The organism is Cribrihabitans marinus (genome assembly GCF_900109035.1).
GTDB classification, from domain to species: domain Bacteria; phylum Pseudomonadota; class Alphaproteobacteria; order Rhodobacterales; family Rhodobacteraceae; genus Cribrihabitans; species Cribrihabitans marinus.
Window position 1 is genome coordinate 134,160 of record NZ_FNYD01000011.1, and the last position, 26,312, is coordinate 160,471.

Genomic DNA, 26,312 nt, shown 5'->3' on the forward strand with positions numbered 1-26,312 from the left:
CGTGCCGGGGACCCGACAAGAAACCGACGAGGCAGAATGCCCCTGACGCCCACGCCCCGCCAATGTGCCAAGCTTGCAACGCTGATACTGGTATTTGCCGGGCTGATCCCGGGTCCGCAGGCCGTCGCGAGGCCCAACAGCGTGGTCGCAGCTTGTGACCGGGCCGCTATTCGCGCCGCCGGACGCCACGGCATACCCGACGACGTCATGCTCAGCATCACCCGGGTCGAGACCGGCCGCAGCGCGGGCGGCGAAGTCCGGCCGTGGCCCTGGACCGTGAACATGGAGGGCAAGGGTCATTGGTTCGAGACCGAGCAGGCCGCTCAGGCCTTTGTCTTTGCTCGGTTCAAGGCAGGTGCGCGCAGTTTCGACATCGGCTGTTTCCAGATCAATTATCGCTGGCATGGCAGCGGGTTCCGCTCGATAGAAGAGATGTTCGACCCCGAACGCAACGCCGACTACGCGGCGGTCTTTCTCAGGGAGTTGCATGCCGAATTCGGTGACTGGACCCGGGCGGCCGGGGCTTATCATTCCCGCACCGAGCGTCATGCCGCGGTCTATGAGCGCAAATTCGACGACATGCGCCGGACAGTCGCCCGCTCGACGACCGATGACACGCCGGCGGTCACCCAGCGTCGCGTCCGCACGACACCTCTGACGACCGGGCAGACCCGGCTTGGATCTCTGGTGCCGGTCGGTTCGTCCGGCATCGCCCTGATCGGGTTGAACTGACCGTGCAGGGAGTTGCGAAGATCGACCCGCGCGCGGTGTTCAGCCCCACGGTGCTGCTGGCCCTGGCGCTCATGGCCATCATCGTGATGATGATCCTGCCGATGCCGGCCTGGGTGCTGGATGTCGGCCTGGCGGCCAGCTTCGCCCTGGCGATCCTGATTTTCACGATCACCCTGTTCATCGAACGCCCGCTGGATTTCTCGTCTTTTCCGGCAATCCTCTTGGCCTCGCTGATGCTGCGGCTGTCGCTGAACGTATCCTCGACGAAGCTGATCATCGGCCAGGGCCATACAGGGACCGATGCCGCCGGCGACGTGATCCAGGGGTTCGCAAAGTTCGTCATGGGCGGCAGCGTGTTCCTCGGGCTGGTCGTTTTCGGTGTTCTGCTGATCGTGAACTTCATGGTCATCACCAAGGGCGCGGCGCGCATGGCCGAGGTCGGGGCCCGTTTTGCGCTGGACGGCATGCCGGGCAAACAGCTGGCCATCGACAGCGACATGTCCGCCGGTGCGATCGACCATGCCGAGGCGCGCGAGCGGCGCGAGCGCGAGCAGCAGGAAACGACCTTTTTCGGCTCGCTCGACGGAGCCTCGAAATTCGTCAAGGGCGATGCCATCGCCGGGTTGCTGATCACGCTGCTGAACCTGGTCATGGGCGTGATCATGGGCGCCGTGGTGCACGGGATGCCGGCGGCTGCGGCGTTCGAGACCTATGCGATCCTGACGGTGGGCGATGGCCTGGTGTCGCAGATCCCGGCAGTGATCATCTCGATCGCCTCGGCGCTCTTGCTGGCGCGGGGCGGAACCCAGGGCGCCACTGACACGGCGCTGCTGGATCAGCTGGGTCGGCACCCGGCGGCGCTGGCCACGGTTGCGGTTCTGATGGCCCTGTTCGCGCTGGTTCCCGGCCTGCCCTTTCTGCCCTTCATCATTGGCGGCACCGTGTTGGGTGTGGCGGCGCGCGTCATGCATGCCCGGGCGAAGGAACAGGTCGAGCAGACAGAGATCGAGGCCGTGGCCGGCAGTTCCGAGGGACCGTCCCGCGCGCTTGGCGACGTGCTCGACCTCGATGACATCCACCTGGAGTTCGCACCCGATCTCGTCGGCATGGTCCTGGACCCGGGCACCGGGCTGGATGCCCGCATCGCCAACATGCGCACGCATGTCGCATCGGTCTTCGGCCTCATCCTGCCGGACATCCGCCTGACCGATCAGGGCGACCTGTCCACGGGCACCTACGTGATCCGCGTCCAGGGGGTGGAACAGGCGCGCGGCGTGCTGCATCCCGACCTTGTGCTGGCCCTGATGGGCAACCGGCCCGAGGGTTTTCCGCACGGCTCGGACGTGACCGAGCCCGTCTACGGGGCGCCGGCGCGCTGGATCTCGCCCCAGGACCAGGCGCAGGCCTCTCTGGCCGGCGCCACGCTGGTGACCCCGCCCGAGATTCTGGCCACGCACCTGCTGGAGGTGATCAAGCAGAATTTCGCGCGGCTGCTGACGCTCAAATCCCTGCGCCGGCTGCTGTCCGAGATGACCCGCCTCAGCGATCCCGCCCGGTCCGAGGCCAACCGCAAGCTGCTCGACGAGCTGATCCCCGACCGGGTTCCGGTCGACACGCTGCACGCGGTTCTGCGCCTGCTGCTGGAGGAACGCGTGTCGGTCAGAAACTTGCCGCTGATCCTCGAGGCCATCGCCGAGGCCCGCCTGATCGCCACCCAGCCCGAAGCCATCTGCGAGCATGTCCGCCTGCGTCTGGGCTTCCAACTGGTCGGCGAGATGAAACGCGCGGACGGAACCATTCCGCTGGTGCAGCTGGCGCCGGAATGGGAGGAGACCTTTGCCACCTACCAGATCGAGACCACGCCCGGCGCCGTCGATATCGCGCTGCCGCCGGACCTGTTCAACCGGTTGTCCGAACGCGTGACCGAACGGCTGAATGCCGTCTCCGAGCAGGGGATCCACCCGGCGCTTGTCACATCGACGCCGCGCCGTCGGTTTCTCAGGACCATCCTCAAGGCCCGCGGCATCTCAAACCCGGTCCTCTCATTCGAAGAGATCGGGCTGGAGGCGCGGCCGTCTCTGGTGGGCGTGGTCGAGGCATGATCGCCCTGCCGCCGGAGCTGATTTCGACGCTGAGCGAGGCGCTGCGTGACCTTTTCGTCGTGTTCCTGCGGGTCTCGGCCATGGTCTCGGTCCTGCCGGCCTTTGGCGAACGCAGCGTGCCGACCCGGGTCAAGCTGGCGCTGGCCGGCGCGTTCACCCTGATCGTCGCGCCGGCAGTCGACCCCGGCGCGCCGGTGGCCGGCCTGCTGCCCTATGCGCGGCTGGCCGGCACCGAGATCCTGGTAGGCCTGGCGCTGGGGCTGGGCCTCCGGCTGTTCGTGCTGGCGCTGCAGACCGCCGGGTCGATCGCCGCCCAGGCGACCTCGCTGTCGCAGATCCTTGGCGGCGCGGCCGTCGAACCGGTGCCGGCGATGGGCTACATCCTAGTGACCGCGGGGCTGGCGCTTGCGGTGATGGCCGGGCTGCATGTCCGGGTCGCGGAGTTCCTGATCAGATCCTACGAATTGTTCCCGGCAGGCACCTTACCGGGTGCGGCGGACCTGTCGCGATGGGGTGTGGGCCGGGTCGCGCGGATGTTCGCGCTGGCCTTTGCGCTGGCGGCCCCGTTCGTCATCGCTTCGCTGGTCTACAACCTGGCGCTTGGCGCGATCAACCGGGCCATGCCGCAACTGATGGTGGCCTTCGTCGGCGCACCGGTCATCACCTTCGGTGGGCTGTTCCTGCTATTCGTCGGTGCGCCTCTGATCCTTTCGGTCTGGTCCGATGCACTGCTCGGCTTCCTGGACGACCCCTTGGGACGCACACGATGAGCGGCCAGGATGACGAAGCCGACAAGTCCTTTGATCCGACACCGCAGAAGCTGCTCAAGGCGCGGGAGAAGGGCGAGGTCGCGCGGTCTGCAGATCTTTCGGTGGTGGCCGCCTATGGCGGGCTTCTGGTCGCGGTTCTGGCCCTCGGCGCCGACGCGATCCAGCGGCTCGGCGATCTGCTGATCGTGCTGATCGACCAGCCGGACCAGTTGGCCGCGCTGGTCTTCGCGGGCCGATCCGCCGGACCGGTCGGCGGGATACTCGGGGCGGTCGGGCTGTCGGTCCTGCCGATCTTCGCCGTGCCCGCTGCCGCCGTGATCCTGTCGGTGCTGGCCCAGAACGCCTTTGTCGTGTCGGGCACCAAGGTCCGTCCCAAGCTGTCCCGCCTGTCGATCCTGTCGAATGCCAAGAACAAGTTCGGCCGCGGCGGACTCTTCGAATTCGCCAAGAGCTTTGCCAAGCTCGTCCTCTATTCGATCTGCCTGGGCGCCTTTCTCAGCGCCAACCTGGCCGCGATCGTCAGCGCCAGCGCGGTCGAGGCGACGGCCGGCATCGCGCTGATGCTGGACCTGCTGACCCGATTCATGCTGATCGTTCTCAGCGTGGCCCTGGCCATCGGTCTGGTGGACTTCATCTGGCAACGCGCCGAACACCTGCGCAAGAACAGGATGTCGCGCAAGGAGATCATGGACGAGACCAAGGAGGCCGAGGGCGATCCGCATCTCAAGGGCGAGCGGCGCCAGCGCGGGCAGGCCATTGCCAAGAACCAGATGATGGCCGACGTGCCGACCGCCGACGTTGTGATCGTGAACCCGACCCACTTTGCCGTGGCGCTGAAATGGTCGCGCGCGCCCGGTGCGGCCCCGGTCTGCGTGGCCAAGGGCGTTGATTCCGTGGCGGCCGCGATCCGCTCGGCGGCGCAGGAGGCCGCGGTGCCCGTGCATTCCGATCCGCCCACGGCGCGGGCGCTGCACGCCACGGTCGAGATCGGTCAGGAGATCGCCGAGGAGCACTATCTGGCCGTTGCCGCGGCCATCCGCTTCGCCGACAGCATGCGGCGCAAAGCGAGGGGGAGGATTCACCGGTGAAACAGGACCACATGCACCAGATGACCCGGGTCAGCGAGGCGCTCTACCTGCGTGAACATGCGCGGATCCGCCCCTTGCTGGAGGCCGAGGCCCGGATCCTCGCCCGCCTTGCGCGGCTCGATGCGCAACGCGACCAAATGCGCGCCACCCAGGGATCTCAGGATGCGTATCTGCGGATCGGCGCCGACACGCTCTGGCAAGCGTGGGAGTCGCGGACCCGGCGCGCGCTCAACACTGATCTGGCCCAGGCACGGGCCCGGAAGCTTGCCGCGATGGACGCGCTTCGACTGGCCTTCGGGCGCAGGCAGGCGGTGGCGGATCTGGACACCGCCGCACATCGTGCTGCCCATGCCGCGAGACTGGCCCGCCGCGAGATTGCGCTTCTGGATCGTGTGAACCTCACCGCGGCGCGCGGCGATACGTGATGGAGCGGTTGCGGGCCGGGGTCAGTTTCGGGCCTGCCGCGCGATATCCACTATCAGCACGCTGCGGATCCGATCCACGCCCAGCGCGTTTTGCGCCACTTCCAGCAACGCACCGCGCAACGGGTTCAGCTTGCCCGACTCGGTGAAGGCACCGTCAAACCCGCCCATATTGGCATGATCGAAGAGAACCTGAAGGAACCCGTCACGCAGCTTGGGTTCGATCTCGTGGAACCGCTCGCCCAGACCCGGCACAGCCTCCAGGCTCAGACCAACCATGGCGAGCCCGATCACCTCGCCGCGTTTCAATAGGGGCACGACGAACTGCTTGTTGAACTTGAGATATTCGAACCCGTCCGGGTCGCCGGTCGCGTCATCGGCATGATCCTGTCCGGACCCCGCGGTTTCGGTCACGGCATCCTCTCTGGACGCGGCATCGCCCGACCCGGTTTCTGCCGCATTGGTCTTTTCTCCGGCAGGGCTTGGGTCGAACAGCAACCCGCCGCCGACACCGGCGGCGAGTCCCAGAACCAGGAAGATGAGCGGAAGCAGGCGTTTCATGGACCCTCCTCAGAATGGCAGAACCGCGTCCAGCACCTGCTGGCCATAGCGGGGCTGCTGCACATCGGTAATCTGTCCGCGCCCGCCATAGGACACCCGAGCCGACGCGATCTTGTCATAGGTGATCTCGTTCTGGCGCGAGATGTCCTCGGGCCGCACGAAGCCGCTGACCAGAAGTTCGCGCAGCTCGAAATTCACCCGCAGCTCCTGCGTGCCCGAGATCGACAGCACCCCGTTGGGCAGCACGTCGATCACCGTGGCGGCGACGCGCAGGGTCAGCTTTTCCTTGCGCTTGACCGAACCTTCGCCGACCGACCGGCTGGAGGAATCGATCGACACCGCATCCGCGGCCGTCGCGCCGGGGGGCAGCTTCTCGTCCAGCCGCTGCGGCAGGCCGAAAAGCTGCGGCAACTGGAGGCTCTCGGAGCCACCGCGCGAACGCTCGGTATCATTCGAGATCTCGGCCTTCTCGTCGATCTCGATAACCACGGTCAGGATATCGCCCTTCTTCGTCGCCCGCTTGTCCCCCAGCAACGACCGTTGGCCGCTGGACCACAGCGAGGCGCGGTCGACCCCGCGCTGCGGCTGCACGGTGAGCGGCAGGCCGGGCCAGAGCATCGCCACCTGTTCCGGCGACTCCTCGATCGGGGTAAAGCTGGGCGGCCGGCCAAGATGGTCGATCCGGCCGCAGGCGGAGACGACCACAAGCGCGGCAAGACAGGCGGGCAGGATGGGTCTGTTGGACATCATTGCACCTCGATTGCGCCGTCGGAGCGGACCCGGCCGCTGACGGTCGTGCGGGAAGACAGATTCATCACCCGGATCACCTCGCCCACGGCGCCGCGCCCCAGCGCGCGCCCCTCGGTCGAGATGATCAGCGCGCCGTGGTCGAAGACCAGCGTGACCGGCTGGTTCCGGTCCACCACGGCGGGCGGAACGACATCGCCGGGCCGGATCGGGCGGCCGGCATAGAGCGCCACGCGCGCCTCCTGCCCGACGAGCCGCGCCGGATCGGTCAGCGCGCCCGGAACCTCGGCGGATTTCATCACCAGGTCGTCGGGGGCAATGATTTCGCGGGCGCGGATGGTGCGCGCGGGCACCACGATCTCCGCCCAGGCGGGACAGGCGGCTAAACATAAGAGAAGCGCGCAGACCCGACGCATCAGCGCACCTGCGTGGTAGCGCCCATCATCTGGTCGACGGCCGATATCACCTTGGCGTTCATTTCATAGCCGCGCTGCGCCTCGATCAGTTCGGTCACCTCGCGCACCGCGTCCACCGTGCTGTCCTCCAGGTAGCCCTGGCGCAGCGTGCCCAGCCCGTCCTCGCCCGGGTTGCCGATGGTGGCCGGACCCGAGGCCTCGGTCTCACGGAACAGGTTCGATCCCGCCGCCTCCAGGCCCTTGGCATTGGCAAAGCTGACGAGGCTGAACTGGCCCAGAAGCTGCCCCCCGGGCGCGTCGTCGAAATAGGCATAGACCTCGCCCTCGGCGTTGATCGAGATCGAGCGGGCATCCTCGGGTATCGTGATCTCGGGCGCCACGGCGAACCCGTCCGAGGTGACGACCAGACCCTCGGCCGACCGCTTCAGGCTGCCGTCGCGGGTATAGGCCGGCTGCCCCGAGGGCAGCGTCACCTCAAGATAGCCGCGCCCCTCGATGGCCAGGTCCAGATCGCCGCCGGTCGCCGACAGCGCGCCTTGCGACAGCTGCACCGAGACCGCGGCGGGCCGCACGCCCAGGCCCAGCTGTACGCCGGTCGGCAGCACCGTCCCGTCCGAGGCATTCACCGTGCCCGGCCGCGCCATCTGCTGATAGTGCAGATCGGCGAACTCGGCCCGGCGGGCGTTGTAGCCGGTGGTGTTCATGTTCGCGAGATTGTTGGAAATCGTCTCGACCCGCATCTGCTGGGCGGTCATGCCGGTGGCGGCGATCTTGAGCGCGCGCATGGTGGTCTCCTTGTCCTGTGATCAGCGCATCAGCGCCTTGACGGCCTCGCGGATGCGCTTGTCCTCGGCATCCAGAAAGCTCTGGCCCAGCTCATAGGCGCGCTGCACCTCGACCAGCCGGGCCATCTGTTCGATGGCATTCACGTTCGAACCTTCGAGAAAGCCCTGAAGCACCCGCGCCTCGATGGCCGGTTCGACCTCGCCCTCGGCCCGGAACAGCACGCCGCCCTCGCGGATCAGCGTTCCGGGATCGGCCGGGCTGTAGACGCCCAGCTGGCCCAGCAGGCGGCCATCGGCACTGATCGTGCCATCGGCCCCGACATCGAAACTCCGCGCGTCGGGCGGGACGAAAAGCGGCGCACCGCCGGCATCCAGCACTCGGTGCCCCTGGGCGGTGACCAGATCGCCGGCGGCGTCCGGGCTGAAGCTGCCGGCACGGGTCAGGCGGTTGCCCGAGGGCGTCTCGACCATGAAGAACCCGTCGCCCTCAATGGCGAAGTCGAACTGCCCACCGGTCTGGCTCAGCACGCCCTGCATGAAGGCGGTGTCGCGCACCTGCGCCCGGGCCATCGAAAGCGAGGACTGCCGTGGCAGGTCCACGACGAACTCCGAGAACACCAGCCCCTGCTGCCGGTAGCCGGTGGTGGCGGCATTGGCGATGTTGTTGGCGACGACGCGCAGTTCGGACATCAGCCCGGACTGGCGCGACAGGGTGGCATAACCTGCGGATTCCATCAAAAGCCTCCGGCGATCAGCGGCAGGATCGTGTTGGTGAAGAAGGCGACCAGGGTCTGGGTCATGAACCCCATCGAGATCCAGAAGACGGCCACGATGGCGGCCAGTTTCGGCACGAAGGTCAGCGTCATCTCCTGGATCGAGGTCAGGGCCTGGAACAGGCCGACCACCAGCCCGGCGACCAGCGCGACCGTCAGGATCGGAACCGAGGTGACGACCGCGATCCACAGCCCCTGCCGCAGCGTGTCATAGAACAGGCCCTCGCTCAGCATCGCTCAGACCGGCATCCGGAGGATTTCCTGGTAGGCCTCGACCACCTTGTTGCGCACGGTCACGGCGGTTTCGACCGCCAGTTCCGACTGCGCTAACGCCTGCACCAGCGCGTGCGGGTCGGCCTGGCCGATCATCGCCGCCTGTGCGGTCTCCTCGCCCTGTTGCAGTGTGGCTGCGAAATCGCGGAACCCCTGGCGCAGACCGTCCACGGCGCCGGCCGTGTTCGGGTCAGCCTGGGTGGCCGGGCGCGCCGAGGCATAGTTCTGCGCGGCGGAGAAAGAACGGATATCCATGTCTGTGGTCCCTTACTTGCGGAGTAGATCCATCAGCGACGACGACATCTGCCGCGCCTGGTCGAACATCTTGAGGTTGGCCTCATAGCTGCGTTGCGCCTCGCGGGCGTCGGCAATCTCGATCATCAGGTCGACATTCGAGCCGTCGTAATGTCCCGATGCGTCGGCCATCGGATGACCGGGGTCGTAGATCCGCGTCAGCGCGCTGCGGTCCAGCCGGACGCGCCCCGCGGTCACGGTGCCGGCGGCGTCGGACCCTCCGCGCGCGGTCTCGAAGGACACGGTCTTGCGGCGATAGCCGGGCGTGTCGGCGTTCGAGATATTCTCGGAGACGTGGCGCAGGCGGGTGGCCTGGGCGCGCAGCGCGCTGGCGCTGACCGAGAGGGATTTGGAAAACTCGCTCATGCCAGTCCCCGTCACGTGCGGCCCAGGCTGCTGCGCAGCAGGGTCAGGGAGGATTTGTAGATCGCGATGGCCCGATCGTGCTGGCGCTTGACCTCGACGGCCATCAGCACCTCTTCCTCGACCGAGACGCTGTTGCCATTGGGGTCGGCCGGGGCATCGCGGGTGAACTCGGCCGGATGCGCGCCGGGGGCAGCCCTCCCATGGCCCGCGCGGGTGGTCCGCATCGGCATCTGGCCACCCGATTGGGCCAGGGTCTCGGCAAAGGACGGGATGTCGCGCGCCCGGTAGCCGGGCGTGTCGGCATTGGCCATGTTTCGGGCGATCACCGCCTGGCGGGTGCCGGCATGGGTCGCCATCGCATGGGCCGTCTTGAAGACGGTCAGGTCCTGGAACATCGGGGCTTCTCCCTCGATCGGTTTCAATCAAGGCTTAACCCCGATTCCTTTAGAAACGGTTTTCAGAAACCAAACGCAGAGGACGGCATGTTCGCACCCGACCCCAAGCTTCTGGCCGCTCAGTTCGACCGGCTCAGCCCCGTGCACCATGTCGGGCGTGTGACCGCAGTGCAAGGCGGGGTGATATCCGTCTCGGGATTGGCCGCCCGCGCCCGGATCGGCGACCGCCTGATCCTGCAACGCGGCTGCGGCCCGGATCTGGATGGCGAGGTGCTGCAGGTCGCGGGGGACACGCTGCGGATGCTGCCCGATCGGGCGCCCGAGGGGGTTGCCCTGGGCAATCGCGTCTCGCTGGAGCGGATGCCGGATTTCTCGCCCGGATTGCATTGGCTGGGCCGCGTGGTCGATCCGTTCGGGCGGCCGCTGGACGGCCGGCCGCTACTGGGCGACCGGCGGGCGCGCGACCTGATGCAGGCGCCGCCGCCGGCCGTGTCGCGCAAGCCGCTGGGCGCGCGTCTGCCGACCGGTATGGCCGTGCTCAACACGGTGCTTCCGGTGGTGCAGGGCCAGCGCATCGGCCTCTTTGCCGGGTCGGGCGTGGGCAAGTCGACGCTGCTGGCCACGCTGGCGCGGCAGATGCAGGCCGACGCGGTGGTCGTGGCCCTGATCGGAGAGCGCGGGCGCGAGGTGAACGAGTTCGTGGACCGCGCGCTGGGGCGCGACGGCATGTCCCGCGCCCTGGTCGTCGCGGCAACGTCGGACCAGTCGGCGTTGGTGCGCCGCCGCTGCGCCTGGGCAGCCATTTCGGCGGCCGAGATGCTGCGCGAGCAGGGTCTGAACGTGCTGTTCCTGGCCGATTCCGTAACCCGCTTTGCCGAGGCGCATCGCGAGGTTTCCGCCGCAATGGGCGAGGCGCCGGCGCTGCGCGGCTATCCGCCTTCGGTGACGCCGCTGATCACCGGCCTGTGCGAACGTGCGGGGCCGGGCCCCGAGGGGCAGGGCGACATCACCGCGGTCTTCAGCGTGCTGGTGGCCGGGTCGGACATGGACGAGCCGGTGGCCGACATCCTGCGCGGTGTGCTTGACGGCCATGTAGTGCTCGATCGCGAGATCGCCGAACGCGGGCGGTTCCCGGCCATCGATGTCAGCCGTTCGATCTCGCGCAGCCTGCCCGACGCGGCCAGTGACGCGGAAAACGAGATGATCGCCGAGGCCCGCCGCCTGCTTGGCAGCTATGAACGCTCCGAGGTCATGATCAAGGCCGGGCTCTACTCGGAAGGGTCCGACCCGACGCTGGACAAGGCGGTGCGGGTCTGGCCCGAGCTCGACGCCTTCTTCGCCAGGCCCGAGACCGGCGGCATCGCGGACAGTTTCGACAAGCTGTCGCTGATCCTGCGCCGCGCCGCCGGTCCGGCCCTCCGCGGCTGATCGCCGGTCAGCCGTCGCGCAGGCGCTGAAAGCTCATCGACAGATGCGCGCGCTGGATCAGCGCCGCCGCCTGCACGTCGCCCAGCCGCAGCGCGTCCAGTGTCTCGCCGATCTCGCGCTCGAAGATCTGCAGCTCGTGCCGCAGGTCGATGCGTGAGACGAAGACCGATTTCAGCCAGATCCGGGTGGTCTGGAAATACATCCGCTCGGTGACCTCGCGCAGCGGTTCGTTGCCGATCAGGCCCAGCATCAGATGGAAAAACTCCATGTTCAGAGCCGCAAATGCCCGCGGATCCGGCGCCTCGCGCAGGCGGCGGGTGGGCCCGGCCAGGGCCTCCAGCCCCGCAAGGGTCGCGGCATCGGGCATCACCGGGTCCAGGCGGACCACCAGCCCGGCCAGTTCCAGGCGCAGGCGATAGGTCTGCTCCAGCGCCTCGATGCCGGCATCGGTGACGAAGGTGCCGACACCCTGCACCGAGTGCAGCAACCCCTCGCCCTCGAGCCGCGCCAGGACCCGGCGCAGGGGCGTGCGGCTGACCCCGAACTCGGCCGCCAGATCGGCCTCGGACAGGCGGGTGCCGGGAGCATAGTCCAGCAGGCAGATCCGGGTGCGGATCTCACGGTGCAGCCTCTCGAACCGGTCGCGGGCGCTGATCTCATGGGCGTCGTCCATCGCTCAGACCAGCCGCGCCGACAGGCGGTGCAGCATGTCCAGGCATTGCGCCAGCTGGTCCAGCGAGACGTATTCGTCGGGCTTGTGCGCCTGTTCGATCGAGCCCGGCCCGCAGACCACCACATCCATTCCCAGACCCTGGAAGATCCCGGCTTCGGTGCCAAAGGGCACCACATCGGCGCCATTGGCTCCGGTCAGTTCCATCAGCAGGTCGCGCGCGGCGTTGAGGTCCATCACCTCGAGACCGTCGACCTCGCCGATGACCTCGGTCACGATATCCGCGTCCGGGCTGACCGCGCGCATCGCGGGCAGCAGCGTGCCGGTCACGTGGCGGTGCAGCGCGTCCTTGACGAAATCCGCATCCGACACCTGCACCGGCCGCATCTCCCAATCCACCCGCGCCTTGCCGGGGATCACGTTGTGGGCCACGCCGCCCACAAGCGCGCCAGTGTTGATCGTCGTCCAGGGCGGTTCGAACCGGCTCTGGTCCGGCGCCCGGGCGCGCAGATCGACCTTCAGCTCCAGCAGCCGGGCGACGTAGCGCACCGCGTATTCGACCGCGTTGACCCCACGCTCGGGTCCGCTGCCGTGCCCCTCCAGCCCGGTGAAATGGGTGGAATACTCGTAACAGCCCTTGTGCCCCTCGATGATCCGCATCGAAGTCGGCTCGCCGATCAGCGCCATGCGCGGTTTCAGGCCCTTGTCGCGCAGCGTCCCGGCCAGGTCGCGCGCCCCGAAACAGCCCGTCTCCTCGTCATAGGTGAAGACAAAATGCACCGGGCGGGCCAGGTCCAGGGCGGCGAAATGCGGGGCCATCGCCACGGCGGCCGCGATAAAGCCCTTCATGTCGCAGGCCCCGCGCCCATAGAGCCGCCCCTCGCGTTCGGTCATGGTGAAGGGATCGCCGGTCCAGTCCTGGTCGGCCACCGGCACCACGTCGGAATGACCCGACAGCACGAAGCCGCCATCGCCTTCGGGGCCAAGCGTTGCCAGAAGATTGGCCTTCTGCCCGGATGCGTCGCGAAAGGTCTCGACCCGCGCACCGGCCGATTCAAGGCGCCCGGCCAGGTCGTCGATCATCGCCAGGTTGCTGTCAGAGGACACCGTGGGATGGGCGATGAGATCACCCAGAATCGCCTTGGTCGTGGCCAGATCGCCCATCCGCGTTCAGTCCTTCACAAACAGCTTGCGCTCGACATTGCACAGCGGCTCGGCGGGGCCGTCCTCGCGGATCAGGATGGTCTCGGTGGTCTCCATCCCCCAATCGTCCATCCACAGGCCGGGCATGAAGTGAAAGGTCATGCCCGGCTCAAGCACCGTCTCGTCAATGGCGCGCAGGCTGACCGTGTGTTCGCCCCAGTCCGGCGGATAGGACACGCCCACGGCATAGCCGCAGCGGTTGGGCCGTTCGATCCCCACCTTCAGCAATTCGGTATCCAGCGCCCGCGCGATGTCGCAGGCCCGGTTGCCCGGCACCGCCACGTCGATCCCGGCGTTCAGCCCCTCGGTCAGGGCCAGGGAGGCGTCCAGCAGGTGCTTGGGCGGCTTGCCGAAGAAAATCGTGCGGCAGAGCGGCGCGTGATAGCGGCGGTAGCAGCCCGATTGCTCGATGAAGGTCGCCTCGCCCTTTTTCAGCGCCTCGCCGTTCCAGGTCAGATGCGGGGCCGAGGCATCCTCGCCCGAGGGCAGCAGCGGAACGATGGCCGGGTAGTCGCCCCAGCTGTCATCCTCGCCCTGCACCGCGGTCTTGAACAGCTCGCCCACCAGGTCGTGCTTGCGCATCCCCGGCTCGGCCAGTTCCATCGCGCGGTGGATCACCAGTTCCGAGATCCGCGCGGCGCGGCGCATGAAATCCAGCTCTTCGTTCGACTTGATCAGCCGTTTCCAGTTCACCAGGGTCGAGACATCGACCAGCTGCGCGTCGGGCAGACCGTCCAGCAGCACCTCATGCGCGCGGGCGGTGTAGTAATAGGTCTCCATCTCGATGCCGATGCGCTTGTGGCCGAACTCCATGATCCGCAGATGCGAGGCCAGATCCTCCATCGGGTGGCAGTCGGTGGCCTGGATGTAGCGGTCGGCATAGTGGATGATGTGGTCTTCCTCCATCCACACGGTGCGGCGCGCGCCGTTGGCGTCCTGCATCCGGCCCCACCAGTAAGGGTCGCCCTCCAACGGCAGGATCACGCCCTGGTGCACGTAGAAGGACCAACCGTCATAGCCGGTCAGCCAGTTCTGGTTCGAGGGGTTGGTGATGAACAGAACGTCCAGATCCGCCGCGGCCATCTCGTTGCGAACGAGTTGAATCCGGCGATCGTATTCCGCCTTGCTGAACGGGGCGAATCCCAGGGGCATCGGCACCTCCCTGCCATAATGTCGGGTATTTGTATACAGATCAGGCTTGTGACGGAAATCCCCGCCACGGTCTGATCCGTTAGCGGCCCGGAAATGTTCAGAAAACGACAGGGTTGGGCGGCGTTGACCTGGTTGACAGGCGCCGTGACGGGGTGATGTTGTGCACAACATCATTCTCGGGGGCCCGTCGACACGGGCGACCGGGCCGTGAAGGGACACCACATGGCACATGACATCCGGATCGTGACCGAGGCCGACCTGCGGGCCGCCGTCGCCCTGGACCTCGGCGTCGTCGATGTCATCGAACGCGCCTTTGCCGCGCTGGCCGCGGGCGGTGTCGTGATGCCGCCGATCCTGTCGATGGACCTGCCCGAGGCGAATGGCGAGGTCGACGTCAAGACCGCCTTCCTGCCCGGATTCGACGGGTTCGCGATCAAGGTCAGCCCCGGTTTCTTCGACAACCCCGCAATCGGGCTGCCGTCACTGAACGGGCTGATGATCCTGTTCTCGGCGACGACTGGCCTGGTCAAGGCGCTGTATCTCGACAACGGCTATCTGACCGACCTGCGCACCGCCGCCGCCGGGGCCGTGGCCGCGCGTCATCTGGCGCCGGAGCAGGTCGAGACCGCGGGCGTGATCGGCACCGGCGTCCAGGCCCGTCTGCAGATGCGGGCGGCTTATCTGGTGCGCCCGTTCCGGCGGCTGCTGGTGCATGGCCGCGATCCGGGCAAGGCCGCCGCCTGCGCCGCCGAGCTGGGCCAGGCGCTGGATGTCGAGGCCGAGGTGACGACGGACCCCGCCGGTCTCGTGGCGCAGAGCCAGCTGGTCGTCACCACGACCCCGGCCCGCGAACCGGTCCTGCGGGCCGAATGGCTGCATCCGGGGCTGCATGTCACCGCGATGGGATCCGATCAGCCCGGCAAGACCGAGATCGACCCCGCCGCCCTGATTGCCGCCGACGCCTATGTCTGCGACCGTGTCAGTCAATGCGAGACCAATGGAGAGCTCGAGGCGGCGCTGGCGGCCGGGTTGTGGGATCGCGACACGCCGCCCGAGTTGGGCGCGGTGATCGCCGGCACCCGGCCCGGCAGAACCGCGCCGGACGACGTGACCATCTGCGACCTGACCGGCACCGGTGCGCAGGACACCGCCATCGCCAGCCATGTCTTTGCCAGCCACCCCGAGGCCGGCACCCTCATTCGCGCCTGACCGCGCCACCGACCGAAAGGAACCGAAATGCTCAGAAACGACCAGCTTGACCAGTGGGACCGCGACACGTTCTTTCACCCCTCGACCCATCTGGGCCAATTCGCCCGCGGCGAAGCACCCAACCGGGTCATCCGCACCGCCAGCGGCGTGTTCATCGAGGATCGCGACGGCAACCGCCTGCTGGACGCCTTTGCCGGGCTCTATTGCGTGAATGCGGGCTACGGGCGGCAGGAGATCGCCGAGGCGATTGCCGAACAGGCGCGCGAGCTGGCCTATTACCACGCCTATGTGGGTCACGGCACCGAGGCGTCGATCACCCTGGCAAAAATGATCCTCGATCGCGCGCCCACGGGCATGTCCAAGGTCTATTTCGGGCTTGGCGGGTCGGATGCCAACGAGACGAACGTCAAGCTGGTCTGGTATTACAACAACGTCCTCGGACGGCCCGAGAAGAAAAAGATCATCAGCCGCTGGCGCGGCTATCACGGCTCGGGGCTGATCACCGGGTCGCTGACCGGGCTGGAGCTGTTTCACAAGAAATTCGACCTGCCCGTCGAGCAGGTGATCCATACCGAGGCGCCCTATTACTTCCGCCGCGAGGATCCGAACCAGAGCGAGGACCAGTTCGTCGCGCATTGCGTGGCCGAGCTTGAGGCGCTGATCGCGCGCGAGGGCGCCGACACCATCGCGGCCTTCATCGGCGAGCCGGTGCTGGGCACAGGCGGCATCGTGCCACCGCCCGAAGGCTACTGGGCCGCGATCCAGGATGTTCTGCGCAAGCACGACATCCTGCTGATCGCCGACGAGGTGGTCACCGGATTCGGCCGGCTGGGCAGCATGTTCGGGTCGGATCACTACGGGTTAGAGCCTGATCTGATCACCATCGCCAAGGGGCTGACCAGTGCCTATGCGCCGCTTTCGGGGTCGATCGTCGGTGACAGGATGTGGAAGGTGCTGGAACAGGGCACCGACGAGAACGGCCCCATAGGGCACGGCTGGACCTACTCCGCTCACCCGATCGGCGCGGCGGCGGGCATCGCGAACCTGCAGCTGATCGACGATCTGAACCTGATGTCAAACGCGGGCGAGGTCGGCGCCTATCTGAACCGGTCGATGGCCGAGGCGCTGGGCGACCATCCCAATGTGGGCGATGTGCGCGGCGAGGGGATGCTCTGTGCCGTCGAGTTCGTCAAGGATCGCGACAGCCGCACATTCTTCGACGCAGCCGACAAGATCGGGCCAAGCGTCGCCGCGAAATTGCTGGAACAGGACAAGGTGATCGCCCGGGCGATGCCGCAGGGCGACATTCTGGGCTTTGCGCCGCCCTTCTGCCTCAGCCGCGATGAGGCCGATACCGTGGTCGCCGCCACAAGGCGGGCGGTGGAAACCGTGCTGGGCTGACAGACCCGCATCCCCCGCAGGACGATCCTGCGGGGGCGTTCCCTGTCGCGGCGGTTTATTCGGCCGGAACCGCCTCGCTTTCCGCGCTCAGCGGCACCGGCAGATGCGCCAGCATCTCCTTGGGGCAGACCTGCAGGAAGTTGCCCTTTTCCAGATCCCAGTGCTGCAGGATGTCGGCGGCCCTTGGGCTGCGCGTCTCGTCGGCATGGCGCTCGATCAGACCCTTCAGCTCGTCCTCCCAATGGCTCATCGTCACCGGGCAGGTCACCAGCGTCTCCATGTTCATCAGGGTCCGGGCCTTGCCCTCGGGGTCATAGAGATAAGCCATGCCCCCGGTCATGCCGGCGCCAAAATTCGCCCCTATGGTTCCCAGGATCACCGCCACGCCGCCGGTCATGTATTCGCAACCGCAGGCGCCGCAGCCCTCGACCACCACATGCGCGCCGGAATTGCGCACCGCGAAACGCTCGCCCGCGCGGCCGGCGGCAAAGAGATGCCCGGCCGTGGCGCCATAGAGCACCGTGTTGCCGATGATGGTGTTCTCCTCGGGTCTCAGCGGGCTGACCAGCGGCGGGCGAACCACGATGGTGCCCCCCGACAGGCCCTTGCCCACGTAGTCGTTGGCGTCACCCGAGACTTCCAGCTTGAGACCCGGCGCCGCGAAGGCGCCCAGCGACTGCCCGGCCGAACCCTGCAGCTTGACATGCAGGTGGTCGGGCTGGAACGCGTTGTTCATCCCGAAATTACGCACGATATGGCTGCTGACCCGGGTGCCGACGGTGCGGTGGGTGTTCTGGATCGCATAGGACAGCTGCATCTTCTCGCCGTCCCTGAGGAACCGCGCCGCATCGCGCACGATCTCGGCATCCAGCGTGTCGGGCACCGCGTTGCGCTCCTTCTCGCGGTCATAGACGATATCGGCAGAGCCATCGACGGTGATCAGCATCGGGTTGAGGTCCAGGTCGTCCAGATGCGCCGAGCCGCGGCTGACCTGCGCCAGCAGATCCGCCCGCCCGATCACCTCGTCCAGCGACCGCGCGCCCAGCTCGGCCAGGATCTCGCGCACTTCCTGGGCGTAGAAGGTGATGAGGTTCACCACCTTGTCGGCATTGCCGGTGAACTTGGCGCGCAGCGACTCGTCCTGGGTGCAGACGCCGACCGGGCAGGTGTTGGACTGGCACTGGCGCACCATGATGCAGCCCATCGCGATCAGCGCGGCGGTGCCGATGCCGTATTCCTCGGCCCCCATCATCGCCGCCATCACGATGTCGCGCCCGGTGCGCAGCCCGCCATCGGTGCGCAGGGTCACACGGCTGCGCAGGTTGTTCATGCTGAGAACCTGATGCGCCTCGGTCAGCCCCATCTCCCAGGGCAGGCCGGCATATTTGATGGAGGTCGCCGGGCTTGCCCCGGTGCCGCCATTGTGGCCCGAGATCAGGATCACGTCGGCCTTGGCCTTGGCCACCCCGGCGGCAATGGTGCCGACGCCCGAGCTTGCCACCAGCTTGACGGTCACCTTGGCACGGGGATTGATCTGCTTGAGGTCATAGATCAGCTGCGCCAGGTCCTCGATCGAGTAGATGTCGTGATGCGGCGGCGGCGAGATCAGCGTCACGCCCTTGGTCGAATGGCGCAGCCGAGCGATCAGGTCGGTGACCTTCATCCCCGGCAGCTGGCCGCCCTCGCCGGGCTTGGCGCCCTGGGCCACCTTGATCTCAAGCTCTTCGCAATGGTTGAGATATTCCGCCGTCACGCCGAACCGGCCCGACGCAACCTGCTTGATCTTGGCGCTGGGATTGTCGCCATTGGGCTCGGGCACGAAATGCGCCGGATCCTCGCCGCCCTCGCCGGAATCCGACTTGGCGCCGATGCGGTTCATCGCCACGTTCAGCGTCTTGTGCGCCTCGGGGCTGAGCGCGCCCAGCGACATGCCCGGCGTCACGAACCGCTTGCGGATCGCGGTGATCGATTCCACCTCTTCCAGCGGGATCGGCTTGCCCAGCGGCTTGAAGTCCATCAGGTCGCGCAGATGGATCGGCGGGCTGGCCCGCATCTTGGCCGAATACTGCCGCCACAGCTCATAGGACGCCTTGTTGCAGGCCATCTGCATCATGTGCATCGCGGTCGCTTCCCAGGCGTGCGTCTCGCCCGAGGTGCGCGCCTTGTAGAAGCCGCCTATGGGCAGCACGTCGAGGCCGCTTTCCCAGCCCCTGGCGTGGATCTCCTCGGCCTTCTTCTGGATGCCGCTCACGCCGATGCCCGAGATGCGGCTGATCATGCCGGGGAAATACTCGGCCACCATCGCGCGGCTCAGGCCGACCGCCTCGAAGTTCAGGCCACCGCGATAGGAGGAGATCACGCTGATCCCCATCTTGGCCATGATCTTCAGCAGGCCCTGGTCGATGGCCTCGCGGTAGCGCGCGATATTCTCGGTCAGGCTGCCCTCGAGCAACCCGCGCCCGATCCGGTCGGCGATGGAATCCTCGGCCAGGTAAGCGTTGACCACCGTGGCCCCGCAGGCGATCAGCACGGCGAAGTAATGCGGGTCGATACACTCCGCCGACCGCACATTGAGCGAGGTGAAGGTCCGCAGCCCCTTGCGCGTCAGGTGCGAATGCACCGCGCTGGTGGCCAGGATCATCGGCATCGCCACCTTGCCCGGACCCGAATACTGGTCGCTCAGCACCAGGTGCCCCGCGCCCGAGCGCACCGCATCCTCGGCCTCGGAGCGGATCCGCTCCAGCGCCGCGCTCAGCGCGCCCTCGCCGGGTTCGAAGGAACAGTCGATCTCGGCCATCGGCGCGGTGAAGTTCTCGACCAGCGTATCCCACTGGGCGTTGCCCACGAACGGGCTTTCCAGGACCACGATCTCGGTCTGGCTGCTGTCCTCGTCCAGCACGTTCTTGAGGTTGCCGAACCGGGTCTTCAGGCTCATCACCCGGAATTCCCGCAGGCTGTCGATCGGCGGGTTGGTCACCTGGCTGAAATTCTGCCGGAAGAAGTGGCTGAGCGGGCGATATTGCTTGGACAGCACCGCCGAGGGCGTGTCGTCGCCCATCGAGGCAAGGCTCTCCTTGCCGTCCTCGGCCATCGGCGACAGGATCTGCTCCAGCTCCTCGATGGTGTAGCCGGCCGCGATCTGGCGCTTGCGCAGGTCCTCGCCGGAAAAGAGCGGCTTTTCCTCGATGCCCGAAAGGGTCTCGTCCAGGTCGTTGATCCGGCCCACCCAGTCGCCGAAGGGCAGCGCGCGGGCCAGCTTGTTCTTGATCTGCGTGTCGCGGTAGAGCTTGCCCTTCTTCATGTCCACGGCCAGCATCTGGCCGGGGCCGAGCGCGCCCTTCTCCTTCACGCTGGCCTCGTCGATGGGCACCATGCCGGCCTCGGATCCGGCGATCACCAGCCCGTCACCGGTAACCACATAGCGCATCGGCCTGAGCCCGTTGCGGTCGAGCCCCGCGCAGACCCAGCGCCCGTCGGTCATGGCCAGCGCGGCCGGCCCGTCCCAGGGCTCCATCACCGAATTGCAGTAGGAATACATGTCACGCCAGGCCTGCGGCAGTTCCACCGCCTGCTTGGACCAGGATTCCGGCACCAGCATGGTCTTGGCCATCGGCGCGCTGCGCCCGGCCCGCACCAGAACCTCGAACACCGAATCCAGCGCCGCGGAATCCGACGAGCCGCCCGGCACGATCGGCTTGATGTCGTCGGCCATCTCGCCGAACGTGTTCGACGCCATGCGGATCTCGTGGCTCTTCATCCAGTTGAGATTGCCCTTGAGCGTGTTGATCTCGCCGTTATGGGCCAGCATCCGGAACGGCTGCGCCAGCCACCATTGCGGGAAGGTGTTGGTGGAATAGCGCTGGTGATAGATGGCGAAGGCGCTTTCGAACCGCTCGTCCATCAGGTCGGGATAGAAGACCGCCACCTGCTCGGCCAGCATCATGCCCTTGTAGATGATCGACCGGCAGGACAGCGAGGCGATATACATCCCCGCGATCCCCGCGGCGGCGGCCGCCTTCTCGACCCGGCGGCGGATCACGTAGAGTTCGCGCTCGAAGGTCTCTTCGTCCACGCCCTTGGCGTTCGAGATCAGGATCTGCTCGATCTCGGGCCGCGTCGCGTTGGCCTTTTCGCCCAGGCAGGTCACGTCCACCGGCACGTGGCGCCAACCATAGATGTAATAGCCCATGCGCAGAACTTCGGTCTCGACGATGGTCCGGCAGGTCTCCTGCGCCCCGAAATCGGTGCGCGGCAGGAACACCTGGCCCACGGCGATCAGCCGGTCCTTGTCCGGCGTGTGGCCGGTGCGCTCGATCTGGTCATAGAAGAACGGCACCGGGATCTGCACGTGGATGCCGGCGCCGTCGCCGGTCTTGCCGTCGGCATCCACCGCGCCGCGGTGCCAGACGGCCTTGAGCGCCTCGATCCCGGCCTCGACCACCTTGCGGCTTTTCTTGCCGTCCACCGACACGACCAGGCCCACGCCGCAGGAGGAATGCTCCTCGGTCTCGGAATAAAGGCCGTTCTCGGCCATCCACTTGCGCTTGGCTTCCTCGGCAACGGCCCAGTTGGCGTCATGCTTGGTCATTGGCTCAGACCTCCTCGTCCACGTGCGGATGAACCGCCTCATATTCTTCCTTGCCGACGCGCGCGTGATCGCCCGCCAGCGCAAATCCGTCCGGCGCGCAATCGGCATAGACCACCCGGGTCAACCTTGCGCCGGCGGCGTCGTCGAACAGGCCGGGCATGAATTCCCAGAAACCCGTTTCCGGCCCGTCGGTGTTGCGAAACCACAGGGCCGATCCGCAATTGTCGCACCAGGCCCGTTCCGCGAACCAGGACGACTGGTAGGTCTTGACCGGTCCGGTCACACTCACCCCGTCTTCCGGCGCGTCGATGCCCATCTGCACGCTGCCGCTCCACCTTGTGCACATGTCGCAGTGACAGGCGGATATCTCGTCCGACAGGCCCGTCACCCGCACCGTGACCGCGCCGCACAGGCACCGGCCCTCGGTCATGTCGCCTCCTCGGCGCCGCCCGCATCGGCGAACATCGCCATGATCTCGGCCTCGGTCATCTGCTTGGTCTCGCCCGCAAAGGCGTAACCTTCCGGCTTGCGGTCGATGAACACCTCATAGGCCAGCCGCCCCTCGGCGGCGTCCTCGAACAGACCCGCCGACATATGCGTCTCGCCACTGTGCTTGCCCGGCGCGGTCACCCGATACCACAGGGCCGAGCCGCAATCGGCGCAGAATGCCCGCTCGGCCCAGTCCGACGAGGCAAAGGTCTTGACCGGCCCCAGCGCGGCATATCCCGGCTGCACCATCAGACCCAGCAGACCGGCGCCGGTCCAGCGGCGGCACATGGCGCAATGGCACACGGCCAGCTTGTCGTTGACCGGGGTCGCGGTGACCGTCACCGCGCCGCACATGCACTGACCCTTGTGTTCGCTCATTGCTCTGATCCCTTGGCTGGCCGGGTCGCGTCCGCCGGCACGTTCACTCCGCCGCGACGGCCATCGGCGCGTCGAACCGCTCCAGGATGGCCTGGGCACAGTCGCGCCCGTCGCGGATCGCCCAGACAACCAGGCTGGCGCCCCGCACGATGTCGCCGATGGCATAGACACCGTCCATCTCGGTGGCGCCGGTCTGGAACTGGGCCTTCACCGTGCCCCAACGCGTCACCGGCAGCTCGGGCTGGCCGAACAGCGTCGGCAGGTCCTCGGGTTCGAATCCCAGCGCCTTGATCACCAGGTCGGCCTCTTCGACATAGTCGGCGCCCTCGATGACCTCGGGCATCTGCCGCCCGCTGGCGTCGGGCTGACCCAGACGCATCTTGTGCACCATTACGCCATTGACCCGGTCCTCGCCGGTGAACCCCTTGGGCGCGCTCAGCCATTCGAAGACGACGCCTTCCTCCTCGGCATTGGCGACCTCGCGCTGCGAGCCGGGCATGTTGGCGCGGTCGCGGCGATAGAGGCATTTCACGCTGGTCGCGCCCTGCCGGATAGCGGTGCGGACGCAATCCATCGCAGTGTCGCCGCCGCCGATCACGACCACGCGCTTGCCCTCGGCATTCAGGCGGCCGCTGTCGAATTCCTCGACCGCATCGCCGAAGCTCTTGCGGTTGGACGCAGTGAGATAGTCGATGGCCCGTTCGATCCCGTCCAGCCCGACACCCGGCATGGCCAGGTCGCGCGACTTGTAGACGCCGGTGGCGACGATCACCGCGTCATGCTCGGCGTGGATGGCGGCGAAGATGTCGGCATCCACGTCGCAATCCTGCACGAACTCGACGCCCGATTGCTCAAGCTGCTCGACCCGGCGCATGACCACGTCCTTTTCGAGCTTGAAGCCGGGAATGCCATAGGTCAGCAGCCCGCCCGCCCTGTCATAGCGGTCATAGACCGTGACCTTGATGCCCGCGCGGCGCAGCATGTCCGCCGCCGCCAGCCCGCCCGGCCCGGCGCCGATGATGCCGACGCTTTCGTCGCGCTCCTGCGCCGGCGCGGCCGGCTTGACCCAGCCGTTTTCCCAGGCCGTGTCGGTGATGTATTTCTCGACCGCGCCGATGGTGACGGTGCCGTGGCCGGATTGCTCGATCACGCAGTTCCCCTCGCACAGGCGGTCCTGCGGGCAGATCCGGCCGCAGATCTCGGGGAAGGTATTGGTGGCCTGGCTCAGCTCATACGCCTCCTCCAGCCGGCCGGACGCGGTCAGGCGCAGCCAGTCGGGGATGTTGTTGTGCAGCGGGCAATGCGTCTGGCAATAGGGCACGCCGCATTGCGAACAACGGCTGGCCTGCTCCTCGGCCTTGGCCTTGGCGTATTCGGCATAGATCTCGTGAAAATCTTCCTTGCGCAGACTGGCATCCCGCTTTTCGGGCATGGTCCGCTCGATCTGCACGAATTTCAGCATCGGTTGCTTGGCCACAGGTCAGTCTCCGTGAAACTTGTCGGTCCGGCCTCTCTAGCGGAGGTTGATCCGGATTAAAAGTCAGAACAACTTACCTATTAACAAGTTTCGATGGTCCGGATTCAAAGGAATTTCGCGTTCAGGGGCATTTTTAGGTCCGCTTCGGTCTTAACTCGTCCCTTCCCATTTCCGGCAGGCCACGTATACCACGACTCAACCGAAAACACCCCGTTCCAAAGGCCGAGCAGCCGCCGATATGACCCTGTTCAACCTGATCCTCGTGGCCCTGATCCAGGGCGTCACCGAGTTTCTACCGGTTTCCTCCTCCGGCCACCTGATCCTGTTGCCCGGCCTGACCGGGATGCAGGACCAGGGCCAGTTCATCGACGTCGCCGTGCATGTCGGCACGCTTGGGGCGGTGGTCCTGTATTTCTGGCCGGATGTGCGAATGGGCCTCGCCGGGCTGCCCCGCGCCTTGACCGGGCGGCTGGACACGCCGGGCGCGCGGCTGGCGATGGGGCTGATCGTGGCGACCATTCCCACGGTGATCGCGGGCGCCGTGCTGCATTTCACCGGGCTGAGCGACGCGCTGCGTTCGGTCGCGGTGATCGGCTGGACGATGCTGATCTTCGGGCTTGTCCTCTACTGGTGCGACCAGCGCGGGGCCCGGACCAGGACCGCCAGCGACTGGACGCTGCGTGACGCGCTTGTGATGGGGCTGTGGCAGGCGGTGTCGCTGATCCCCGGCACCTCGCGCTCGGGCATCACAATCTCGGGCGCGCGGAACCTGGGCTATAGCCGCGAAGAAAGCGCCCGGCTGGCCATGCTGATGTCGATTCCCACGATCATCGCGTCAGGCGTGCTGCTGGGGGCCGAGGTCGCCGTGAACGCCGATGCGCAGGCCGCCCGCGACGGCGCCATCGCGGCGGCGCTGGCCTTCGGCTCGGCGCTCCTGGCGCTCAGCCTGATGATGCGCCTGCTGCGCAGCGTCAGCTTCACGCCCTACGTGATCTATCGGGTGATCCTGGGCCTTGTCCTGCTGGCCATCGCCTATGGCTGATCAGGCCCGCAGGTTGCGCGCCGACTCCTTGATCTCGTCATACTGGCCCGAGGGGCGGAACTTCCACAGGTAGTCGGGCAGGATCGAGTCCATGTCGGCCGGCTCGATCCCCAGATCGTCAAAGCCCTTGGCGCCATCGGAGACCACGTTGTCCCGCGCCAGGTTCTTCAGCTGGTCCCGGGTCAGGACCGGGTTGGTGAACAGCTGGAAGCTCACGAATTTCAGAGCGTCGAAGGCGCCCGCCATGATCCGCGCCACCCACATCGGCAGGCCGATCACGATCCGGCGGCGGTGAATGACCCCCAGCATCCGGTTCATCAACGCTCGGAAGCTGGCCACGTCCGGGCCGCCCAGCTCATAGATGCCGGGCTCGGCCTGTCCCAGCGCGGCCAGCTCGGCGGCCCGGGCCACGTCGTCGACATAGACCGGCTGGAACCGGGTGTCGGCACCCACAACCGGCAGGAAGGGGCTGAGCCGCGTCATCGCCGCGAACCGGTTGAAGAACTGGTCCTCGGCGCCGAACACCACCGAGGGGCGCAGGATCACCGCGTCGGGCCGGTGTTCCAGCACGCCGGCCTCGCCCTGCGCCTTGGTGCGGGCATAGTCGCTCTCGGACTCGGCATCGGCGCCGATGGCCGAGATCTGCACGATCCGTGCGATGCCGTGTTCCGCAGAGAGTCGCGCGATCCGCTCGGCCCCTTCGGCCTGCACCGCGTCGAACCCGTTCTTGCCGACCTCGTTCAGCACGCCGACACAGTTGATCACGGCATCCGCACCGCGCATTGCCTGGGCGACCGAGGCATCGTCGCGGATGTTGCAGAACACCGGTTCGACCTGCCCGACCACGCCATAGGGTTTGACATGCATCGCCTGGTTCGGCCGCCGCACCGCGACCCGGACACGCCAGCCCTGCTGCGCCATCCGCCGCGTCACGTAACGCCCGATGAAACCCGATCCGCCATAGATCGTAACCAGTTTGGACATGGTCCGGCTCCTGTTGCTTCGGCTGCTTTCCGATCTAGCCCCCATGCGCCCGGCGGACAAGGCGCAATAACGCCGCGCGGGCCGGTATGCCCGCCCTGCAAACGGTCCAAAGCCCCGCCGCGCGGCGGAGAAAAAACTTGGCGGCAGGGCCAAATACTTGGTTGACGCCCTTCGCGCCGGGGCTTAAATGCCCCTCACGACACCTGCCCAGGTGGCGGAATTGGTAGACGCGCTAGCTTCAGGTGCTAGTGTCTGTATGGACGTGGAGGTTCGAGTCCTCTCCTGGGCACCAAATCCAAAAATTCATTTTTTTAAATATTCAATAAAGATACGTGGTTATGGGCTCTCCGTACCCACCCTAAAACCCAGAAATCTTAGTGTTCGCGGCCGAAAGTGAAGTTTGGAATTGGGTGTTGGTCATGCGACGCACTGGCCGCTTGCAGTTCTGCAACTGGTTGCAACCGAGTGGTGGACTAAGCTAATGGGATGAACTGCCTTCCCACCAACCCGCTGCTACCGTGGCGGGCATAGGTGGAGAGAGGAGCATCTGATGGACATCAAGGTTCT

General features: G+C 66.8%; 26 protein-coding genes and 1 tRNA gene. 10 read left to right on the forward strand and 17 right to left on the reverse strand.

The annotated features are described in order from the left end of the window. The first annotated feature begins 36 nt into the window (after nt 1-36). From BMX57_RS17325 to BMX57_RS17345, 5 genes are all read left to right on the forward strand, one after another. Nucleotides 37-732, forward strand: a complete 696-nt coding sequence (locus tag BMX57_RS17325; RefSeq protein WP_092370167.1) for a transglycosylase SLT domain-containing protein — start codon at nt 37-39, stop codon at nt 730-732. A gap of 71 nt (nt 733-803) precedes the next feature. Continuing rightward, a complete protein-coding gene (flhA, locus tag BMX57_RS17330) occupies nt 804-2,834 on the forward strand; it encodes a flagellar biosynthesis protein FlhA (protein ID WP_092370260.1) in 2,031 nt (676 codons plus the stop codon). Then, nucleotides 2,831-3,604, forward strand: a complete 774-nt coding sequence (locus tag BMX57_RS17335; RefSeq protein WP_092370170.1) for a flagellar biosynthetic protein FliR — start codon at nt 2,831-2,833, stop codon at nt 3,602-3,604. Before flhA ends, BMX57_RS17335 begins: the two co-directional genes overlap by 4 nt. Beyond that, on the forward strand, nt 3,601-4,692 hold the full coding sequence (gene flhB, locus BMX57_RS17340; RefSeq protein ID WP_092370173.1) for a flagellar type III secretion system protein FlhB: 1,092 nt from the start codon (nt 3,601-3,603) through the stop codon (nt 4,690-4,692). The genes BMX57_RS17335 and flhB overlap by 4 nt, the downstream gene beginning before the upstream one ends. Then, complete coding sequence (locus BMX57_RS17345; RefSeq protein ID WP_177175490.1) at nt 4,689-5,117, forward strand: hypothetical protein; 429 nt, start codon at nt 4,689-4,691, stop codon at nt 5,115-5,117. The genes flhB and BMX57_RS17345 overlap by 4 nt, the downstream gene beginning before the upstream one ends. A gap of 21 nt (nt 5,118-5,138) precedes the next feature. On the opposite strand, the gene BMX57_RS17350 is transcribed toward BMX57_RS17345, so the two are convergent. From BMX57_RS17350 to BMX57_RS17390, 9 genes are read right to left on the reverse strand one after another with little or no spacing between them, the layout of a single operon-like run. Further along, entirely contained in the window at nt 5,139-5,675 is a 537-nt protein-coding gene (locus BMX57_RS17350) for a flagellar basal body-associated FliL family protein (RefSeq protein WP_092370176.1), read from the reverse strand. Between the two features lie 9 nt (nt 5,676-5,684). Next, the gene (gene flgH, locus BMX57_RS17355; RefSeq protein WP_092370263.1) at nt 5,685-6,422 is read right to left on the reverse strand and encodes a flagellar basal body L-ring protein FlgH; all 738 of its coding nucleotides are present in this window, start codon (nt 6,420-6,422) and stop codon (nt 5,685-5,687) included. Next, complete coding sequence (flgA, locus tag BMX57_RS17360) at nt 6,422-6,838, reverse strand: flagellar basal body P-ring formation chaperone FlgA (RefSeq protein ID WP_092370179.1); 417 nt, start codon at nt 6,836-6,838, stop codon at nt 6,422-6,424. Before flgA ends, flgH begins: the two co-directional genes overlap by 1 nt. Beyond that, complete coding sequence (gene flgG, locus BMX57_RS17365) at nt 6,838-7,623, reverse strand: flagellar basal-body rod protein FlgG (protein WP_092370182.1); 786 nt, start codon at nt 7,621-7,623, stop codon at nt 6,838-6,840. Before flgG ends, flgA begins: the two co-directional genes overlap by 1 nt. Before the next feature lie 21 nt (nt 7,624-7,644). Beyond that, nucleotides 7,645-8,358 carry a flagellar hook-basal body complex protein gene (locus BMX57_RS17370; RefSeq protein ID WP_092370185.1) on the reverse strand — a complete coding sequence of 238 codons (714 nt, stop codon included), beginning with the start codon at nt 8,356-8,358 and terminating at the stop codon, nt 7,645-7,647. After that, the gene (locus tag BMX57_RS17375; RefSeq protein ID WP_092370188.1) at nt 8,358-8,630 is read right to left on the reverse strand and encodes a flagellar biosynthetic protein FliQ; all 273 of its coding nucleotides are present in this window, start codon (nt 8,628-8,630) and stop codon (nt 8,358-8,360) included. The genes BMX57_RS17370 and BMX57_RS17375 overlap by 1 nt, the downstream gene beginning before the upstream one ends. Nucleotides 8,631-8,633: 3 nt before the next feature. Continuing rightward, nucleotides 8,634-8,924, reverse strand: a complete 291-nt coding sequence (gene fliE, locus BMX57_RS17380) for a flagellar hook-basal body complex protein FliE (protein WP_092370191.1) — start codon at nt 8,922-8,924, stop codon at nt 8,634-8,636. Between the two features lie 12 nt (nt 8,925-8,936). Further along, entirely contained in the window at nt 8,937-9,329 is a 393-nt protein-coding gene (gene flgC / locus BMX57_RS17385) for a flagellar basal body rod protein FlgC (RefSeq protein WP_092370194.1), read from the reverse strand. Between the two features lie 11 nt (nt 9,330-9,340). Beyond that, complete coding sequence (locus BMX57_RS17390; RefSeq protein WP_177175491.1) at nt 9,341-9,724, reverse strand: FlgB family protein; 384 nt, start codon at nt 9,722-9,724, stop codon at nt 9,341-9,343. Nucleotides 9,725-9,811: 87 nt separating this feature from the next. Between BMX57_RS17390 and BMX57_RS17395 the strand changes: the two genes are divergently transcribed. Continuing rightward, on the forward strand, nt 9,812-11,152 hold the full coding sequence (locus BMX57_RS17395) for a FliI/YscN family ATPase (RefSeq protein WP_092370200.1): 1,341 nt from the start codon (nt 9,812-9,814) through the stop codon (nt 11,150-11,152). 7 nt (nt 11,153-11,159) lie between these two features. Here the strand turns inward: BMX57_RS17395 and BMX57_RS17400 are convergent, their stop codons facing one another. From BMX57_RS17400 to BMX57_RS17410, 3 genes are read right to left on the reverse strand one after another with little or no spacing between them, the layout of a single operon-like run. Next, the gene (locus BMX57_RS17400) at nt 11,160-11,825 is read right to left on the reverse strand and encodes a GntR family transcriptional regulator (RefSeq protein ID WP_092370203.1); all 666 of its coding nucleotides are present in this window, start codon (nt 11,823-11,825) and stop codon (nt 11,160-11,162) included. Nucleotides 11,826-11,828: 3 nt separating this feature from the next. After that, nucleotides 11,829-12,986, reverse strand: coding sequence for an acetylornithine deacetylase (gene argE / locus BMX57_RS17405; RefSeq protein WP_092370205.1), 1,158 nt, complete (start codon nt 12,984-12,986; stop codon nt 11,829-11,831). Nucleotides 12,987-12,992: 6 nt separating this feature from the next. Further along, on the reverse strand, nt 12,993-14,177 hold the full coding sequence (locus tag BMX57_RS17410; protein ID WP_092370208.1) for a M24 family metallopeptidase: 1,185 nt from the start codon (nt 14,175-14,177) through the stop codon (nt 12,993-12,995). A 222-nt stretch (nt 14,178-14,399) separates the two neighbouring features. Here BMX57_RS17410 and BMX57_RS17415 point away from each other — a divergent pair, with 222 nt between their 5' ends. Continuing rightward, entirely contained in the window at nt 14,400-15,386 is a 987-nt protein-coding gene (locus BMX57_RS17415; protein ID WP_092370211.1) for a cyclodeaminase, read from the forward strand. 27 nt (nt 15,387-15,413) lie between these two features. Further along, nucleotides 15,414-16,787 carry an aspartate aminotransferase family protein gene (locus BMX57_RS17420; RefSeq protein WP_092370214.1) on the forward strand — a complete coding sequence of 458 codons (1,374 nt, stop codon included), beginning with the start codon at nt 15,414-15,416 and terminating at the stop codon, nt 16,785-16,787. 55 nt (nt 16,788-16,842) lie between these two features. Here the strand turns inward: BMX57_RS17420 and gltB are convergent, their stop codons facing one another. From gltB to BMX57_RS17440, 4 genes are read right to left on the reverse strand one after another with little or no spacing between them, the layout of a single operon-like run. Beyond that, nucleotides 16,843-21,375 carry a glutamate synthase large subunit gene (gene gltB, locus BMX57_RS17425; RefSeq protein WP_092370217.1) on the reverse strand — a complete coding sequence of 1,511 codons (4,533 nt, stop codon included), beginning with the start codon at nt 21,373-21,375 and terminating at the stop codon, nt 16,843-16,845. Between the two features lie 4 nt (nt 21,376-21,379). Beyond that, the gene (locus BMX57_RS17430; RefSeq protein ID WP_092370220.1) at nt 21,380-21,805 is read right to left on the reverse strand and encodes a GFA family protein; all 426 of its coding nucleotides are present in this window, start codon (nt 21,803-21,805) and stop codon (nt 21,380-21,382) included. Then, a complete protein-coding gene (locus tag BMX57_RS17435) occupies nt 21,802-22,242 on the reverse strand; it encodes a GFA family protein (RefSeq protein WP_092370223.1) in 441 nt (146 codons plus the stop codon). Before BMX57_RS17435 ends, BMX57_RS17430 begins: the two co-directional genes overlap by 4 nt. A gap of 43 nt (nt 22,243-22,285) precedes the next feature. Further along, entirely contained in the window at nt 22,286-23,719 is a 1,434-nt protein-coding gene (locus tag BMX57_RS17440; protein WP_092370226.1) for an NAD(P)-dependent oxidoreductase, read from the reverse strand. 238 nt (nt 23,720-23,957) lie between these two features. Here BMX57_RS17440 and BMX57_RS17445 point away from each other — a divergent pair, with 238 nt between their 5' ends. Then, on the forward strand, nt 23,958-24,761 hold the full coding sequence (locus BMX57_RS17445; RefSeq protein WP_092370229.1) for an undecaprenyl-diphosphate phosphatase: 804 nt from the start codon (nt 23,958-23,960) through the stop codon (nt 24,759-24,761). On the opposite strand, the gene BMX57_RS17450 is transcribed toward BMX57_RS17445, so the two are convergent. Continuing rightward, complete coding sequence (locus tag BMX57_RS17450) at nt 24,762-25,745, reverse strand: complex I NDUFA9 subunit family protein (protein WP_092370232.1); 984 nt, start codon at nt 25,743-25,745, stop codon at nt 24,762-24,764. Between the two features lie 205 nt (nt 25,746-25,950). Here BMX57_RS17450 and BMX57_RS17455 point away from each other — a divergent pair. Next, nucleotides 25,951-26,037: transfer RNA gene (locus tag BMX57_RS17455), tRNA-Leu, on the forward strand. Nucleotides 26,038-26,312: the final 275 nt, after the last annotated feature.